General features: G+C 69.6%; 12 protein-coding genes. 6 read left to right on the top strand and 6 right to left on the bottom strand.

From position 1 onward, the window contains the following. The first annotated feature begins 18 nt into the window (after positions 1–18). On the top strand, positions 19–1359 hold the full coding sequence (locus ACFW5B_RS27300; RefSeq protein ID WP_386444880.1) for a S8 family serine peptidase: 1341 nt from the start codon (positions 19–21) through the stop codon (positions 1357–1359). Between the two features lie 103 nt (positions 1360–1462). Here ACFW5B_RS27300 and ACFW5B_RS27295 read toward each other — a convergent pair whose 3' ends face one another. Both ACFW5B_RS27295 and ACFW5B_RS27290 read right to left on the bottom strand, forming a co-directional pair. After that, positions 1463–2491, bottom strand: a complete 1029-nt coding sequence (locus ACFW5B_RS27295) for a PE-PGRS family protein (RefSeq protein WP_386444877.1) — start codon at positions 2489–2491, stop codon at positions 1463–1465. A 169-nt stretch (positions 2492–2660) separates the two neighbouring features. Beyond that, positions 2661–2990 (bottom strand): WXG100 family type VII secretion target, encoded by a 330-nt coding sequence (locus ACFW5B_RS27290; protein ID WP_386444874.1) that lies wholly within the window; start codon positions 2988–2990, stop codon positions 2661–2663. Positions 2991–3467: 477 nt separating this feature from the next. Between ACFW5B_RS27290 and ACFW5B_RS27285 the strand changes: the two genes are divergently transcribed. Beyond that, positions 3468–3767 (top strand): hypothetical protein, encoded by a 300-nt coding sequence (locus tag ACFW5B_RS27285; RefSeq protein ID WP_386444871.1) that lies wholly within the window; start codon positions 3468–3470, stop codon positions 3765–3767. A 114-nt stretch (positions 3768–3881) separates the two neighbouring features. On the opposite strand, the gene ACFW5B_RS27280 is transcribed toward ACFW5B_RS27285, so the two are convergent. The 3 genes from ACFW5B_RS27280 to ACFW5B_RS27270 all read right to left on the bottom strand — a co-directional run bounded on the left by ACFW5B_RS27280 (position 3882) and on the right by ACFW5B_RS27270 (position 8277). Further along, positions 3882–5213 (bottom strand): SUKH-4 family immunity protein, encoded by a 1332-nt coding sequence (locus ACFW5B_RS27280; RefSeq protein ID WP_386444868.1) that lies wholly within the window; start codon positions 5211–5213, stop codon positions 3882–3884. Further along, a complete protein-coding gene (locus ACFW5B_RS27275) occupies positions 5210–7432 on the bottom strand; it encodes an ATP-binding protein (RefSeq protein WP_386444865.1) in 2223 nt (740 codons plus the stop codon). The genes ACFW5B_RS27280 and ACFW5B_RS27275 overlap by 4 nt, the downstream gene beginning before the upstream one ends. 437 nt (positions 7433–7869) lie before the next feature. Then, positions 7870–8277, bottom strand: coding sequence for a hypothetical protein (locus tag ACFW5B_RS27270; RefSeq protein WP_386444862.1), 408 nt, complete (start codon positions 8275–8277; stop codon positions 7870–7872). Between the two features lie 239 nt (positions 8278–8516). Between ACFW5B_RS27270 and ACFW5B_RS27265 the strand changes: the two genes are divergently transcribed. Both ACFW5B_RS27265 and ACFW5B_RS27260 read left to right on the top strand, forming a co-directional pair. Further along, positions 8517–8825, top strand: a complete 309-nt coding sequence (locus ACFW5B_RS27265) for a hypothetical protein (RefSeq protein ID WP_386444860.1) — start codon at positions 8517–8519, stop codon at positions 8823–8825. Next, on the top strand, positions 8822–9559 hold the full coding sequence (locus ACFW5B_RS27260) for a WXG100 family type VII secretion target (protein WP_386444857.1): 738 nt from the start codon (positions 8822–8824) through the stop codon (positions 9557–9559). Before ACFW5B_RS27265 ends, ACFW5B_RS27260 begins: the two co-directional genes overlap by 4 nt. A 131-nt stretch (positions 9560–9690) precedes the next feature. Here ACFW5B_RS27260 and eccCa read toward each other — a convergent pair whose 3' ends face one another. Further along, the gene (eccCa, locus tag ACFW5B_RS27255; protein WP_386444854.1) at positions 9691–13647 is read right to left on the bottom strand and encodes a type VII secretion protein EccCa; all 3957 of its coding nucleotides are present in this window, start codon (positions 13645–13647) and stop codon (positions 9691–9693) included. A gap of 256 nt (positions 13648–13903) precedes the next feature. Between eccCa and eccD the strand changes: the two genes are divergently transcribed. Both eccD and rpsO read left to right on the top strand, forming a co-directional pair. Then, a complete protein-coding gene (gene eccD / locus ACFW5B_RS27250; RefSeq protein ID WP_386444851.1) occupies positions 13904–15370 on the top strand; it encodes a type VII secretion integral membrane protein EccD in 1467 nt (488 codons plus the stop codon). A gap of 155 nt (positions 15371–15525) precedes the next feature. Further along, positions 15526–15813: a 30S ribosomal protein S15 gene (rpsO, locus tag ACFW5B_RS27245; protein WP_006602744.1), complete on the top strand. Its 288-nt coding sequence runs from the start codon at positions 15526–15528 to the stop codon at positions 15811–15813. The last annotated feature ends 163 nt before the right edge of the window (positions 15814–15976 follow it).

Below are 15976 nucleotides of genomic sequence, written 5' to 3'. Positions count from 1 at the left end.
GGAGAGGTGTTGTACGGCATGAGCTTCACGCGGACGTTGCGTGCGGTGGGTGGCGCGGTGGTGGCGGGGGCGCTGCTCTTCGGTACCGCGCCGGTTGCTTCGGCGGATCAGATCAGGAAAGGCCAGTGGCCGTTGACGGTCTTCGGGGCTGACGACATCTGGAAAGTGTCAACAGGCAAGGGCGTTACTGTCGCGGTCATCGATCAGCCGGTGGACGGAAAACATCCTGACCTCAAGGGGAACGTACTTCCAGGCAAGAACTTCGCAGGTGGGGGCACGGCAGATCATGCTGACGGGAAGCAAGAGCATGGCACTGCCATGGCTTCGCTCATCGCTGGGCACGGGCACGGCGCCGGGGGATCCGAAGGAGTGAAGGGGCTGGCGCCAGACGCCAAGATCCTCCCCCTCGGAATGGACTTTGAAGGATCCGCCGACAGCGCTGAATTCGGTAAGGGTTCCATGTCGTATGCTGCGCCGCTGAGATATGCCGTGGATCACGGTGCGACCATTGTGAACATGTCGTTCGACACTGCCAACACAGAACCGTCCTCCGCTGAGCAGGCTGCTGTCGAATATGCGAGGAAGCACGATGTGTTGCTGGTCGCGTCGTCGGGAAATGCTGGGGTCGAGACCCCTCGCAACCCGGCAGCAGCGCCTGGAGTTCTTGCCGTCGGAGCGGTGGACGTTGACCTCAAGGTCTGGAAGTACTCCAATTACGGGCCCCATATCAAGCTGCTGGCCCCTGGTGTTCATATCCGCTCTGCGGGAGTCGAGGACCCGTACAGGCTGGCCAACGGCACTTCGGACGCCGCAGCTTACGTGTCCGCCGCCGCCGCCCTTCTCCGGGCCAGGTTCCCGGACCTGACCTCAGGGCAGATCGCCAACCGTCTGGTGAAGTCCGCAGTGGTGCCGGACGACAAGAAGGAAGCAAAGCTTCCCGACCCGCACTATGGTTACGGGACCATCAGGCCGTACAGCGCCCTGACCAAAGACATTCCCCCCGGTTCGAAGAACGGCCCGTTGCCGGCGCTCGGCGGTGGGTCGTCTTCTGGCTCCTCCAAGGATCCTGAACAGGGCGCCAAGGCTGACGGGGACAAAGGCATGAGCACTGGCGCCCTTGTCGGCATCTTTGCGGGTGGGGCGGTCGTACTCGCCATCGTCCTGGGTGTCGTTATCGTCGCCGTTCGGAAGAAGAACCGTCGTAACGATCCGCCGTCGGGTGGCCCTGGTGGCTATGGCGGTCCGGGTGGCTCCGGCGGTTTCGTGCCGCATCCGCCGAACCCGAACCCCTACCAGCAACAGCCCAGCCCGCCCGGTTCGTACCCCCCGGCGCCGCCCACTCGGCTTTCAGGGCAGTGAGATCTCCTCGAGGCCCCGTGTAGGGACAGGAATGGAGCACCGAATTGGGCCCACAGTCGAGGAGGCTGTGGGCCCAATCTTGCTGTGAACGTGGGAAGTCGAATCAGCCGAAGACCGAGCGGACCTCGTCTGTTACGTCCTGGTGGCGGGTGGCTGCGCCGCCCGTGCGGCGGTCGACGCGGCGTTGTGCGTGGTCGAGGCCCCGGTTGGTGAGGTCCTGCTTGGCGTGGTCGACGTAGGTGCCGGGGTCGGCGAGGCCGGCGACGCCGTCCTTGTAGTCCTGGGCGCCTTCCTTGATGCCGTCAACGTATTCGCCGGCCTTGTCCTTGGCGATGTCGGTGGTTTCGCCCCAGTCGATTCCGTCGCGGGCGCCGAAGTGGCTTTCGATGCCCTGCTGCGCGACGTTCTGGGCCATCTCCGTGGCGGCTTCCTGGGCCTTGGCCTTGCCCTCTTCGACGATTTTGTCGCGGGCGATTTCCTTCGCCTGGTCGACGACCTTGTCCTTGACGGTTTCCTTGACCGTCTTCTTCACGTAGTCCGCCGCGATCTTGCGGGCTTCCTTGGACACCGCCTTCTTCGCCATCTTCTTGATGGCGTCCATGGTGGCGTGCTCCATGGCCTTGGTGGCCGCCTCCATGACCTCGCGTTTGATCTTGTCGAGGATCTGGCGGACGAGCATGCGGGTCGCCTGGGTGGCGCCCGCGGCGCCGATTTCGGAGAGGCCGAGTGTGAATGGTGCTGCGGCCTGTGCCGCGATGATTTCCGAGGCCAGGATGACGAGCTGGACGATGACCGCGATTTTGCCGGCGAGAACGGCCAGTGCGGCCGCGTCGAAGGCGACGGCGATCACCTCGGCGGCCGCGGCGGCATCGCGGAGGTAGTTGTCCCCGCTGTCCCCACCGCCGGAGAAGGAACCCCATTCGTGGGAAAAGCCGTCGATCGCCTCGCCCGAGTTGGCGGAGGCGACTTCATTGGCTGCCGAAGAGCCTTGGGTGGACGCCTGATTGACGGACTCGGCGAAGTTGCGCCAGACCTGTGCGCATTCGTGGAGCTTGTCCTCGTCGGCGTCCGGCCAGCTGTAGCCGAGGAGGTCCAGGACCCAAGCTACTTCGCCTGGCAGCGTCAATGACACAGTGATCGTCCCCCGTGCAGTTATGGCCGATTGTGGAGTGGCATGGCGGTGGAGATGGAGATGGAGATGAGGAGATGGAGATCGAGGGGGGGAGAGATGGGGTGTTTCGGGTGTGTGTGGAGCCGTGGCTCACCGGGGCCGCCCGGGTTCCTCTGGGGTGGGGCGGGGGTCAGATGGCCGGGCGGCCGACCGCGCTGATGGTGTGGGTGCCCTGCTGGTCGGAATCGGTGTACGAGCCGGCCATGTTCCCGAGCTTGTCGCCGATTGCTTCGAGGCGTTCGCCCAGGGAATCCATCGATTCGAACATGCCGTCCCTGATGGGCGTGTAGATCGTTTCGAAAATATCGCCGAAGTCGCAGTTCTCCCAGGGGCTGCCGAGTCCTTCAAGATCATCCTGAAGCTTCTTCGACGCCTTGGAGAAATCGCTGCCGATGTGCACGAACGCGTTGCCCTGCGTACGCAGCACATCGGGATCTACGTCAAATGCCTTACCTGCCACCGATGCCCCCGTTTGGCGATGTGTCTCTCGCGCGCTCGCGCTGAAACTTGTCGCATTCTCAATGATCCCAGATTAGGTGATCGGAATGCCGGAATGTCAAGGCGAGGAGTGTGGAGGGAGCGTGGGCATGAGGTTGCGTCAACGGTGGGTGGATTCCGGGGGGTTGGTCCACCGGGGCGGCATTGGTGGTTGTTGTGGGGCGCTCGGATTCGGGCGTCGCGAAGGTGTTCTGAAAGGGGAGGTTAAATATTGGTAGGGGGTTGGTCAATCATGGCCAATCAATTCGGAGTGCTGGGCTCCGAAAGTGCTGAGCTCGGAGTGGTGAGTGCTCAGTGCTCAGTGCTGAGTGCGGGGCGGCCGAGTGTCACGCGCGGCAGTGTCGGGGCGCGGCGCCAATCGGGCGGGGGCAGGCCGGGGTGAGTGGACGCTCAGGGAACGGGGCGGTCGGCGATCATTCGTCCCGTAGCATTCCTGGTCATGGACATACCCGGCGATGAAGAGCCGCTCCCCGAAGACCTTGCAGGCCTGACGCCTCGTCAGGCCCGGCGGGTGCGCGTCGTTCTGGCCTCGGTGCTGATGGCCACGATGGCGGGGGTGCTCGTGGTGCGCCTGGCGTCGCGTACGTCGGTGCTGGTGGTCGGGGTGTACGGAGCCGCGCTGGTGCTGTGTGGTGTGGTGATCGAACTCAGCCGTAACGGGCGCACCCGGCTCGGCACCTGGCTGCTGGGCATCGGCCTGGCGGCCGCACTCGCCTCGGACTGGCTGCTTCTGCCTTGAGGGGAAGGGGCCGGGGCACGCAAACCCCGGCCCCGGCCCGCCCGGCTCGGCTCCGGCCCGCCCGGCTCGGCCCGGCCGCAGCCCCCGGCCCACCAGCCCCCGGCCCCCTCACCCTCAGAACAACCCGTGCCACATCTGCTCGATGACCAGCGACCACCAGTTGCTGTCGTCGTCCAGTGCCCAGGAGTCGAGCGCAGCGATCTGCTCCTGGAAGGTGGCGACCGCCGTTCCCGCCGCGTACGGGTCCATGCCCTGCATCTGCCGGCGCGTGGTGGTCAGCAGGGCGAGCGAGCGGAGGTACGCGGAGAGGGTGCGGTTGACGAACCGGCCGCCGCCCGAGGACGGCTGGACCGCCCAGACCGTGCCGACCAGGTTCTGGCTCTGCTCCGGGGCGGTGCACTGGACGGCGAGTGTGTACAGGCCGTCGGTGCCGAACCGGACGTAGCCGCCGAGAGTGGTCAGGGTCTGCTCCCGAGCCTCGGTGCCGGTCTGGCGCAGGTAGGTCGCCACGTCCGGGAACAGGCCGCCGGCGGGCGGCGAGTCCTGCCGGTCGGCGGTGAAGAAGTGCGGCACCTGAGCCGGCAGACCGGCCCAGATCAGGGTGTTCTTGGTGGCCTCGGGCAGCTGGGTGGCGGCGAGATCGTCGGCGTCGGGGCGGGCGACGCCCTGCGGCCCGAAGACCTCCACGAGGTGCTTGCCGAGCGCCACGTCCCGCATCTGCGGTGCGGCCTCGACCCGCTGCGGCACCGGCAGCCGGTGCGGTCGCGGCGGTGCCGGCCGGCCCGCCAACTGGTGCATCATCGCGACGTGCTGGAGCAGCCCGGCGATGCCCTCGGCGCGCTCCTCGGGCCGCATGCCATAGCCCTGGGTGCAGGAGAACGAGGCGTTCGGGAAGGTGCGGAGGATGAAGTCGCCGGGGTAGCCGCCGGGCAGCAGCGCCGAGCGCAGATCGGTGTGCAGCGCGCGGACGTTCGCGGGGTGCACGCCCAGCCGCTGCAGCTCGTCGTACAGCTGGTACTCGGCGGGCGGCAGGCCGGGCGCCGAGACGCGGGCGAGGCTGGTCTCCTCGCCGGTCGACGGGTCGGGGTAGGTCGCGACGGCGGTGTTGCCGGGGCCGGTGACCGGCGGTGCGGCGGGTGCCGCCGGCGCCGCGCCGGACGCGGCACCGTGCTTTTGCTGATACCTCCGTATGACCTCGTCGACCGGCACCGACGGCCACACCGTCAGCTCGCCGGACGCCCGGTCGACGACCCCGCAGGCGGCGCCGACCTCGGCGGGCGGACGCCGCTGCCCCGTCGCCGGGTCGACCTCCGGGGGCGGCGGTACGGCCCACACCACCCAGCCGAGGTCGAACTCCTGCATGGCCACCTCGCGCGGGGGACCCTGATGTCCCTCGGGGTTGAGCCAGCGGGCGGCGGTGGCGTGTGCCTGCGCCTGGTTGATCACAAGTGGTCTCCTTCGAGGCCGTCGGAAGCGTCGGAGTCGGCGGCGCCGGTGCGCTGGGCCGGCAGGGTGGGCGTGACCGCGGGGGCCGGGGCGAGGATCTGCCGGGCGGTCACCCCGCGGGCGGTGGCGACGACGAGCACCCCGTCGGGCGAGAGGTCGGCGCCGGTGAGCGGGGTGTCCGAGAGCAGCGCGGCCACGACCTCCTGGCCGGCGCGGGACCAGACCCGCAGACAGTCGGCGCCCCGGCTGAACCCGTAGGGGGCCGCCGCCTTCGCCTCCTCGGAGGGCAGCCGCACCCGCGCCGGGTCGGCGTCGATGAATCCGGGCCGCAGCAGATCGTGGAGGAGCAACACCGAGTCGCCGCCCTCGGAGGGGGCGCCGTCCGGGCCGGGCATCGTACGGGAGCCGGGCGTGTCCTGGGGGACGACGAAGGCGGCGACGGGGCGGGGCGCGGGCGCGCCGGAGGCGGATGCCGGGCCTCCCTCGGGGGAGCCCGCAGCCCCAGCAGCTCCATCAGCCCCGGCCATCCCACCGGTCCCGGTGCCGTCCGCGCCCGGAGCGGTCCCCGGCGTCGCCCCGTCCCCGCCCTCCTGGGGCAGCGAGCCGGTGGTCACGGCGCGGACGCCGGCCAGCGGCACGCTCCAGAGCGTGCGCCACGGCAGCGCGAAGTCGAGGGTGTGCAGCGCCTCCGCGTACGGCGTCAGCCCGTCCTCGACGAACGCGGTCTCCAGGAACGCCGCCCGCATCTCGGCCGGAGCCTGGGAGCGGGTCAGCAGCGGCGCGGTGCGCAGGTATGTACGGGCCGGTGCGCCGAGCTGTTCGAGCGGTACGGCCTCGATGGCGGTCCGCATCGTCACCGGGTCGGCGTGCGCGAACAGGCCCGGGTCGGTGAGGAGCTGGGGAAGCAGACCGGCTTCGAGGGTGTGCGCGGCGAGGTGGTCGCGGATGTACGGATCGGCCTTGGACCAGTTCTGCTGCGGCACCGCCTCCAGCAGCGCCATCGCGATCTTGGTCTGGGCGTCCCGGACGTCCGGCAGACCGGCGCGGATCTCCTCGGCGAGCGCGGGGTGCTGGAGACGCAGCAGCGTACGGCCACCGTCGGCTGTGGCCTCGGCCCCGCCCCGGGCCGCGTCGTCCGCGTCCCTCTCGGCATCCCCGTCCGTGTCCCCGTCCGAGGACGGCTCGACGACCTCGATGAACGGTGCGGTCAGCAGCATGTCGTCGGCGAGGGCCCGGCTCATGTCCCGTCCGGCCACGGCGTTCACCAGCGTGCCCCACAGGGGGGCGGGCAGCCCCTCGCCCTCCGCGAAGGCGAGCGGCGCCAGCAGCAGCCGCAGGGTCTGCGGGTCGGTGCCCAGTCGGCGCGCATGCAGGTCAAGGGTCTCGCCGACGCTTCCGGGCAGCAGGGAGGCGTCCGCCGGGTCGAAGCCCTCGGGCTGCCTCAGCAGCGACTGCAGGGCGAGCCGGACGGTCAGCCGGCTGCCGTCCGCGCGCCCGGCGAGGGCCTCGGCGAGCGCCCGGCGCGTGGACGGGTCCGTGGTGAAGGGGAGGTCCGGCGCCCCGGTATCGGGGTCGAGCGCGGTCATGGCCTGCAGCAGCAGACCCTTGGGGTCCGCCCACTCGGGCGCGTCGAGGTCGATGAGCTGCGCCTGACCGGGCGGCAGCGAATCGGCCAGCTCCGCGGCCAGTTCGCGCGGTACATCGGCGAGCAGCTGCACCGTTTCGGTGGCGGCGAGCGGCTTGAGCACCTCCCGTACGACGCGGGCGGGCTCGTGCGCGGCACGTACCGGTCCGGCCCGGTCGACGTCCGGCACCACAATCGTCACCGGCTCTTCACGAGCGGCGAGTTCGGGGCAGATGTCGTCGGCGCGGCCCGCGCTCAGCCCGAAGTGATCGGCGATCAGCCACAGCAGCTGTGCCGCGGTGCGCCCCGAGGGGTTCGGCACGGCGGGCGCCGGGAGGTCCGGGGGGACGGTCGTCGGGTCCAGGTCGCCCAGCGGCAGCCGCCGGCGGTGGCCGGGGTCGCACATCATCAGGAAGCCGGTGACCAGGCGCGAGCGCCCGCTGCCCGGATTTCCGGTGAGCACGATGACGCGCGGGGCGCCGGGCCACCGCATCCGCCAGGCCGCGAGCGCGCGGAGTGCCGTGGTGCGGCCGCCGACGTACGGATGAGGTGCGTATCCGGGCGCTGCGGAGTTTTCCTCGTTTGAGGCACTCATGGCTTCCTCGTCCCCCATCAATCCCGCCTCCACTTTTGTGGATTCCTGCGTGTACCGGCTCGATCCTATGATCCGGATCGGGGGCACATGATGCTGCGGGGGGTGGCTGTGCCGGAACGGGAACACGCAGGCCGTGCCCCTTACCGGACAACTGTGGCGGATGGCATCCGGGACAGGTGTTAAGTGCGTTGTTCCTGGGCTGTGTTGTGCAGAAAGCGGGAATGGCGTGTGCGGACTTGTGCGAAAAGGAAGCAGATCCGCCCGATGAATCCGGTGCCGGATCTGCTTTCCTCCGTATGGCGACTGTTGCCGCTGTTGTCTCTTTCGCCGCTGCTGCCGTTATGGAGCCTTTGAACGGATTTCGGTGGCGGAAAGGAGCGGCAGGATGCCGCAGCGCCGAGCCGGAGACGTGCCCCCGCCCGTGCACCCCGGCCGGGTCAGCCCCGGTGCCCGGTGCCCCGGCCGCCGCGCCGCGGTGTGGTCACGATGGTGCCGGACGGACCGTCGCGCTCGGCGCGCTCCTCGTCCTCCTTGGCCTCCTGCTCCTTCTGCCAGGCGGCGAACTTCTCGCGCGACTCCTCGCGCTCCGCCATGGTCTGATCCTCCGCCGCCCGCCGGATCTCGCTCATCCGGTCGCCCAGCGCGTCCATGTACCCGGGCGTCTGGATCGCGTCCTTCATGCCGATACGGCCGGAGAGCACTTCCTGGGCCATCTCCTGGAGCTTGCCGCCGACATTGGGGTTGTCCGCCAGGACCTTCAGTGCCTTGCGCAGCCGGTGCGCCTGCTCGGCGTCCTGGGCGACGTCCATCAGGTCCTCGTCCTGGATCTGCCGCTCGTTGCTCATCCCTGCCCCCTTGAACGTGATGGCACAGCAACCGCATGTGCTGCACCGGCGTCCTGAAGTCTAATGACGGGTGTGAACAGGTCGTCAAGGCGGGGGTTGTCGGTATTGCCGGATATTGCTGCGTATGCATTCCGGGGTTTGCCGTCCTTCCGCTCCGCGGTGGGCTTCGGTCCTATTGCGGGTGTGCTAGACCTGAGGCGATGTTGGCAGGCAGCTGTCATTCAATTCGGGGAGAAATGATGTCCGACGAAGTCCGGCTCAGTACGGAGGAGTTGCACAAGCTCGGTGCGGCCTTCGAGATACGCGCGGAAGAACTGAGCCGGCAGCTCGCCGCATTCAGACGGCGGGCCGATGCCGAGGCCCTCCGGGACGGCTTCGGCAGCGACGAGGCGGCCCGGCCGTTCCGCGAGCTGTACGAACAGGCCGAGCATGCGCTCGTCCAGCTGCAGCGGCGGCTCGCCGAGGTCGGCGGGGGGATCAAGGAGACCGTCGCGAACACGCAGACGGCCGAGGACGAGCTGGTCGAGATGATGCGGAGCGTCAAGTGAGCGAGCGAGGCAACCCCGGGGCCCTGCGCGAGGCGGCGGCCGGCTGGCGGGAGATGGGCAAACACCTCGACGGCCTGGTACGCGACCTCGACCGGCAGGTCGGCACCGCCGCCGCGGCCAACTGGCACGGCCCGGCCGGCGAGGCGTTCGCGGGGGAGTGGCACCGCCTCAAGCGGTCCGTCGACGACTCCCTGCCGGCCTTCGAACTGGCCGCCGCCGACCTGGAGAACGCGGCCGCCGCGCCCCCCGAGGACAAGGGCGGGGAGGAACACCACGCGGCGCCGCCGGTGCAGAACTCCGCCAACTCCTCGTCGTCGTCCGGCACCGAGGTCGCTTACGGCTTCATGGCGCTCGGCCAGCTCGCCAACGGACTCGGCGGCGCCTTCGGCAAGCGCGGCGGGGGCGGCGGCCAGTCGCGGGGGCCGGCCGTACGCCACCAGTGGGACACCTCCACGGCCGCGCAGGGGCCCGATCCGTTCGGACCGGCGAAGGCAGGCGAGGCCCGGACGCACGGCGGCGAGGGCATCGCCAAGGGCGTACGGACCCAGCCGGACGTCGCGGAACCTGCCTCCGGCGAGGAGCGGGACCCGAAGGGCGAGCAGGGGAGCAAGGGGACGGCCGCCGCCAGGCCGGGCCCGGACAACGACGGTGCGGCGAAGGGCTCATCGGCACCCGTCGGCGAGGTGCCCGGCCGGCCCAGCCCCGACGTCACCCAGCACGGCGCCTTCGGCTGAACCGAGGCCGCACCGGCGCCGTGCCGGCGCCCACGCACCACCGCACCACCGCACCACCGCACTCAGGAAAAACGGCGGTGGGGCGCCCCTCCCAGGAGGGACGCCCCACCGCCGTTGCGTTTCCGCGCCGGTCAGCGGCTGTTCGCCGGCAGCCAGCCCGTCTGGACCAGCTGCGCACCGCGCTTGCGCGTGATGAACATGGCCCGTCCGGGCGTCAGACGCTGGCCCTTGATGTTGCCCATCAGCGGCCCCTCGCCCGGGTCGGCGGAGAGGACCAGACCCTGCGCACCGAGCTCCTTGGTGCGCTGCATCACGGGCTCGAAGGACGACCGTCCGGCACCCGACGAGCTGCGCGCGATGATCAGGCGCAGACCCAGGTCACGCGCGAACGGCAGGTACTCCAGCAGCGGCTGCAGCGGGTTGCCGCTGCTGGTCGCCACCAGGTCGTAGTCGTCCACGATGACGAACGCGTCCGGCAGGTCGTACCAGCTGCGGTTGCGCAGCTGCTCCGGTGTGACGTCCGGGCCCGGCATCCGCCGGCCCAGCGAACCGGCCAGACCGGTGATGACCTCCTGGAGCTGCGGACCCGCGGCACAGTACTTGTACATGTGGCTCTCGGGCATCTCGCCGAGCTGCGCGCGGCGGTAGTCGGAGACCACCATCAGCGCCTTGTCCGACGGGTACCGCTCGGCGATCTGCTTGGCCAGCAGACGCAGCAGCGACGACTTGCCGGACTCGCTCTCGCCGTAGATGACCAGCAGCGGGTCGGTCTCGAAGTCGATGAACGCCGGGGACAGCGTGGTCTCGTCGACACCGATCGCGATGCCGTGCTCCGGGTAGTCGCTGCCCTTGGGCAGCTCGTTGACGTGGAGCATCGTCGGCAGCATCCGCACCGCGGGGGCGGGCTCGCCCTGCCAGTGCTCCTTGACCGTCGACACCAGGTTCGCGATGCCGTCGCTGAGCGTCTCCGGGTCGCTCATCCCGTCCAGGCGCGGCAGCGCCCCCAGGAAGTCGAGCTTCTCGGGAGACATACCGCGACCGGGCTTGCCCATGGGGACGTTCTCCGCGCGCTTGCGGTCGAACTCCGACTCCATCGGGTCACCCAGGCGCAGCTCGACCCGGTTGAGCAGCTGGTCGCGCAGCGCGGGGCGCACCTCGGTGTAGCGCGCACCGGCGATGATCAGGTGGACACCGAAGCCGAGACCGCGGGCGGCGATGTCCAGGATCACCGGGTCCATCTGCTCGTAGTCGGTCTTGAACGTCGCCCAGCCGTCGATGACCAGGAAGACGTCGCCCCACTTCTGGTCGGGGTAGGCGCCCGAGGCCCGCCGCTGGCGGTAGGTCCCGATCGAGTCGATGCTGTTGGCCCGGAAGAACTCCTCACGCTCGTTGAGGATGCCGACGACCTCGGAGACCGTACGGCGCACCTTCTCCGCGTCCAGACGCGAGGCCACGCCGCCGACGTGCGGCAGGTCCTCCATCGTCAGCATGCCGCCGCCACCGAAGTCGAGGCAGTAGAACTGCACCTCGGCCGGGGTGTGGGTGAGCGCGAACGAGGCGATGGCGGCCCGGATCAGCGTGGACTTACCGGACTGCGGACCACCCACGACGAGACCGTGACCGGCACCGGCGGAGAAGTCCAGGTACATCACGTCACGCCGCTGCTCGAACGGCTTGTCCACCAGCGCGACCGGCACCACCAGCTTGCCCAGCGCGGTGTACTCCGCGGCGTGCACGCCCCGTTCGGGGGTGACCGCGAGGGTCGGCAGCAGCTGGTTGACGGTGGGTGCCTCGTCCAGCGGGGGCAGCCACACCTGGTGCGCCGGCGGGCCCTGGCCCTGCATCCGCTGCACCATCACGTCGAGCACGGTGTCGGCCAGCGCGTCGTCGATCTCCGGCTCGCTCGCCTCGACGACCGGCTCCTCGATGATCTGCTCGACGACCGGGGCCGCGGTGAACGGCACCGGCATCCGCGTCGCACCCCCGCCGGAACCGCTGCGCCCGCCGCCGCCCGGGCCGCGGTAGGTACCGGAGACGTACGCGGCCTTGAACTGGACCATCGTCTCGGTGTCGTACTTCAGGATGCCGGAGCCGGGGACGTTCGGCAGGTGGTAGGCGTCCGGCACACCGATCGCGGTGCGCGACTCGGCCGCGGAGAACGTCCGCAGACCCAGCCGGTAGGACAGGAAGGTGTCCAGGCCGCGCAGCTTGCCCTCTTCCAGGCGCTGCGAGGCGAGCAGCATGTGCACACCCATCGACCGGCCGATCCGGCCGATCTGGATGAACATCTCGATGAAGTCCGGCTTGGCGGCGAGCAGCTCGGAGAACTCATCGATGATCATCACCAGCGACGGCAGCGGGTCCAGCGGGGCACCCGCGGCACGCGCCTTCTCGTAGTCGGTGATGTTGGCGTAGTTGCCCGCGGAGCGCAGCAGCTCCTGGCGGCGCTGGAGTTCACCGGTGATCGAGTCGCGCATGCGGTCGATCAGCGTGACGTCCTCACCGAGGTTGGTGATGACGGCCGCGACGTGCGGCATCTCCGACATGCCGGTGAAGGTGGCGCCACCCTTGAAGTCCGCGAGGATGAAGTTCAGCGTCTCGGAGGAGTGGGTGACCGCCAGGGCGAGCACCAGGGTGCGCAGCACCTCGGACTTACCCGAACCGGTCGCACCGACACACAGGCCGTGCGGGCCCATGCCCTGCTGCGAGGCTTCCTTGATGTCGAGCATGACCGGCTGGCCTTCACGGTCGACACCGATCGGCACCCGCAGCCGCTCCGCCAGAGTCCGGGGCCGCCAGGTGCGGGACACGTCCAGCGCACCGGCGTCGCCGATGTTGAGCAGGTCGGTGAAGTCCAGTGCGGACAGCAGCGGTTCCTCGCCGTCGGCACCGGAGCCCGCCCGCAGCGGGGCCAGCTGGCGCGCCAGCGCCTCCGACTCGGCGATCGACAGGGTGTCGCAACTGCCGTGGTAGACCGCGCCGCTGGCCGACTCCAGCACCAGCTTGCCCGGCTGCACCTGTACGGCCAGCCCGCCCCGGATCTCGTCCAGGTCGCCCGGCACGACCTCCAGGATGGTGACGCCCTGCAGGCCCTCGGCTCCGGCGATCACCGAGTCCATCGGCACGTCGCCGCCGTCCAGCACGATCACCACGTGCGGGGTGTCGGTCACCGGCGTGCCCTGCGGGTTGAAGCGGCCACGGCCGTCCAGCTCGTCCGCCAGCAGCTCCTCGACCTCACCGAGGTCACCGACCACCAGCCGGCGCGATCCGGCGCCGTCCGTGGTCTTGTCCTGCACGTGCGGCAGCCACTTGGTCCACTCCCACTCCGCCTGCGCACCGGGCGCGGCGACGACCGCGACCATCAGGTCCTCGGGCGAGTGCAGGGTGCACAGCTGGGCGACGAGGGCGCGCGAGGCGCCGTAGACCGTGTCCGGGTCGCCGGAGACGGTCAGGTGGTAGAAGGCGCGCAGCGAGACCGCGAGCGGCAGGTTGTCCAAGTGGCCGTGCTTGTCGAGGAATTCCTTCATCGCATGCGCGGTGAGCGGCTCCAGCTCGTCGACCGGGGCGGTCTCCGGAGCCCGCAGGGGAGTGGCCAGCTGCTGTGGCCCGAGCCCCAGCCGGACCTGCCCGAAGTCCGGATCGCTCGCCCGGCGTTCCCACACCCGCTTGCCCTCGGCCACGACGGACCACAACTGGCTGGGATCGGGGTGCGTGAACAGCTGGGCGTCGCGCTGCTTACGTGCGGTGCGCCGTACCTCTTTTCGCTTCTGCGTAAGGTACTTGAGGTAATCCTGGCGCTCTTGGAGCATTTGCCCGGAAGGCCCTTGCCGGGCCTTGACGATCTGCACGATCGCCATTGCCAGAGTGGACGCCACCATAAAGCCGCCCATGATTTTCATGAACGGCTGATTGCCCATGAACAGGAATCCCGCCGATGATGCCATGCCCATCATGGGCATAAGGGTCATCAGCATGTTCTCTGATTCACCCTCACGCGGAAGCTCCGGAGGTGCCTCGAGTGTCACCTCCTCCGAGGGGACTTCGGGTGGCAGCGCGCGGGGCGGGCGCTTGACGATGACAACGCTCACCGAGGCATCAGTCCTTCATGCATCTCGCAGTCTCGGACCGCCCCCGTTGGATTCGACGGTCCCCCCGAGCCAAGTCCTTGGCCCGAACCAGGCGTTGATCCTACTGTTAAGCGTCAAGCCTCGGGGTGGGTGGGGCGGTCGCCGAATTGGACGGTACGCTGACGCCTCGCGAGCGTGCCACGGCCCCGTAGAGACGGCTTCTATATATAGGGCGCGCGACGCGACAAAACGCCCAACGGATAGGGGGAACCGCCAGGTGAGCACGAGCACTGGCACCGGCTTTTGCCGGGTCACAGTCGCCGCGCCGGATGCACGGATCGACGTGGCTCTGCCGGAGGACGTCGCACTCGTGGATATTTATCCGGAGATTCTGCGGCTCTCCGGCCAGTCCCAGGCGGAGGGCGCCCCGACCGGCTTTCACCTCGTACGCCGCGACGGCACGGTTCTTGACGCCGGGCAGTCGCTCGCGCAGCAGCAGATCCTCGACGGCGACCTCCTTCTGCTGAAGCCGTTCGCCGAATCGCTGCCGCTCCCGGTCTTCGACGACGTCTCCGACGCCGTCGCCTCCGCGGTCAAGCGCAACCGCAGCCGCTGGAGCGACGACCTCATGCGCGTCGTCGGCCTCACCGCCGGTGTGCTCCTGCTCGTCATGATGGCGTTCGCCCTGTGGTTCTCGAACCCCTTGGACCGCGACATGCACCGGCTCCCCGGCATCATCGCCGGTGTCGTCGGCATCGTCCTGGTCGCACTGGCCGGCGTCCGCGCCCGCGTCTACGACGACCACGCCTCCTCCATCGCACTGGGGCTGGCCGCACTCCCGCACCTCCTGCTCGCCGGCTCCGGCATCTTCCCCGTGGAAGAGGGCGGCGGCCCCGGCCGGCTGCACCTCCTCGTCGGCTGCGTGACCGTCCTCATCGCCTCCGCGCTTCTGGTGGTCCTGCTGCCGCGCGGTGACGCACCCTTCGTCGCCGCCGCGTTCCTCTCCGCCATGGGCACCCTCGCGGTCTTCGCCGCGATCCTCACCGACGCCGGCCCCAGCGAGGTCGCCGCCGTCACCGCCGTCGTCTCCATCGCGCTGGTCGCCTGGCTGCCCGGCCTCTCCGCCCGCTTCGCCCGGCTGCCCATCGGCTACAAGTCGCCCGACCAGATCGCCAAGGGCTCCTACGACAACAGCGGCGAGACCGAGTCCGTCGACTTCGTCAAGATCGGCAACCAGGCCAAGCGCGGCCACGAGCTGCTGCTCGGCCTCGTCGCCGGCTGCGCCGCCCTGGTCGTCGGCTCGGCCGGCGTGGTCCTCGGCTTCTCCGACAACATGTGGGCGCAGCTGCTGGCGCTGGCCGCGGGCATCACGATCATGCTGCGCGCCCGGCTCTTCGACTACACCGCGCAGGTCGCCTGCCTGACCATCGCGGGCATCCTCACGATCGTGCTGCTGATCCTGGGCATCGCGCTGAACCCGCCGACCGAGATCTTCGTCGAGCTGGCCCGCTTCCAGGACTCCGGCCCGCTGAACATCCGTACCGTCTGGTTCTCCAGCAGCATCGCGGCGGGCGCCGCCCTCCTGGTGGGCGTCGGCCTGGTCGTCCCCCAGAAGGGCGTCACCCCCTTCTGGGGCCGGATCTTCGACCTCTTCGATGGTCTGATCCTGCTGTCCCTGGTGCCGCTGTGCCTGGCGGTCCTGGACGTGTACGCCACGGTGCGCGGCCTCACCAGCAGCAGCTAGCCCCCGCTCACCGGCCTTTTCCGCGGCCCCCCGACCAGCCGGTCGGGGGGCCGTTGCCAGCTGGTACGCTGTGTGACGGCCCGGTCGAGTCATCGAAGATTCCCTGTGAAGCAAATCCAGGGGCGCTCACGGGCCGAAACCACGAGGAGTACCGCGTGTCGCTCGACGCCGCTACGAAGAAGCAGATCATGGCCGAGTTCGCCACCAAGGAGGGTGACACCGGCTCCCCCGAGGTCCAGGTCGCGATGCTCTCCCGCCGCATCTCGGACCTGACCGAGCACCTCAAGACCCACAAGCACGACCACCACTCCCGCCGTGGTCTGCTGCTGCTCGTCGGCCAGCGCCGCCGCCTGCTGCAGTACCTGGCGAAGAAGGACATCACGCGCTTCCGTGCGCTGGTCGAGCGCCTGGGCATCCGCCGCGGCGCGGCGGGCGCCAAGTAAGACGCCACAGAGGGAGCGGTTCCCACCGGGGGCCGCTCCCTTTGCCATACGCACCGGACCTCCGCCCCGCCGCGAGGTGGACGGAAGCTTTGTAGTCTGGTGCCATATCGCAAAACGCGAATGCGGTAGGAGCGCCATCTGGCCGCCGGTCCTCGGTAGTGGC

The organism is Streptomyces sp. NPDC058773 (genome assembly GCF_042746015.1).
In the GTDB taxonomy this organism is placed as follows: domain Bacteria; phylum Actinomycetota; class Actinomycetes; order Streptomycetales; family Streptomycetaceae; genus Streptomyces.
The sequence above is the reverse complement of the archived record's forward strand: the minus strand, read 5'-3'. Positions and strand labels throughout refer to the sequence as shown.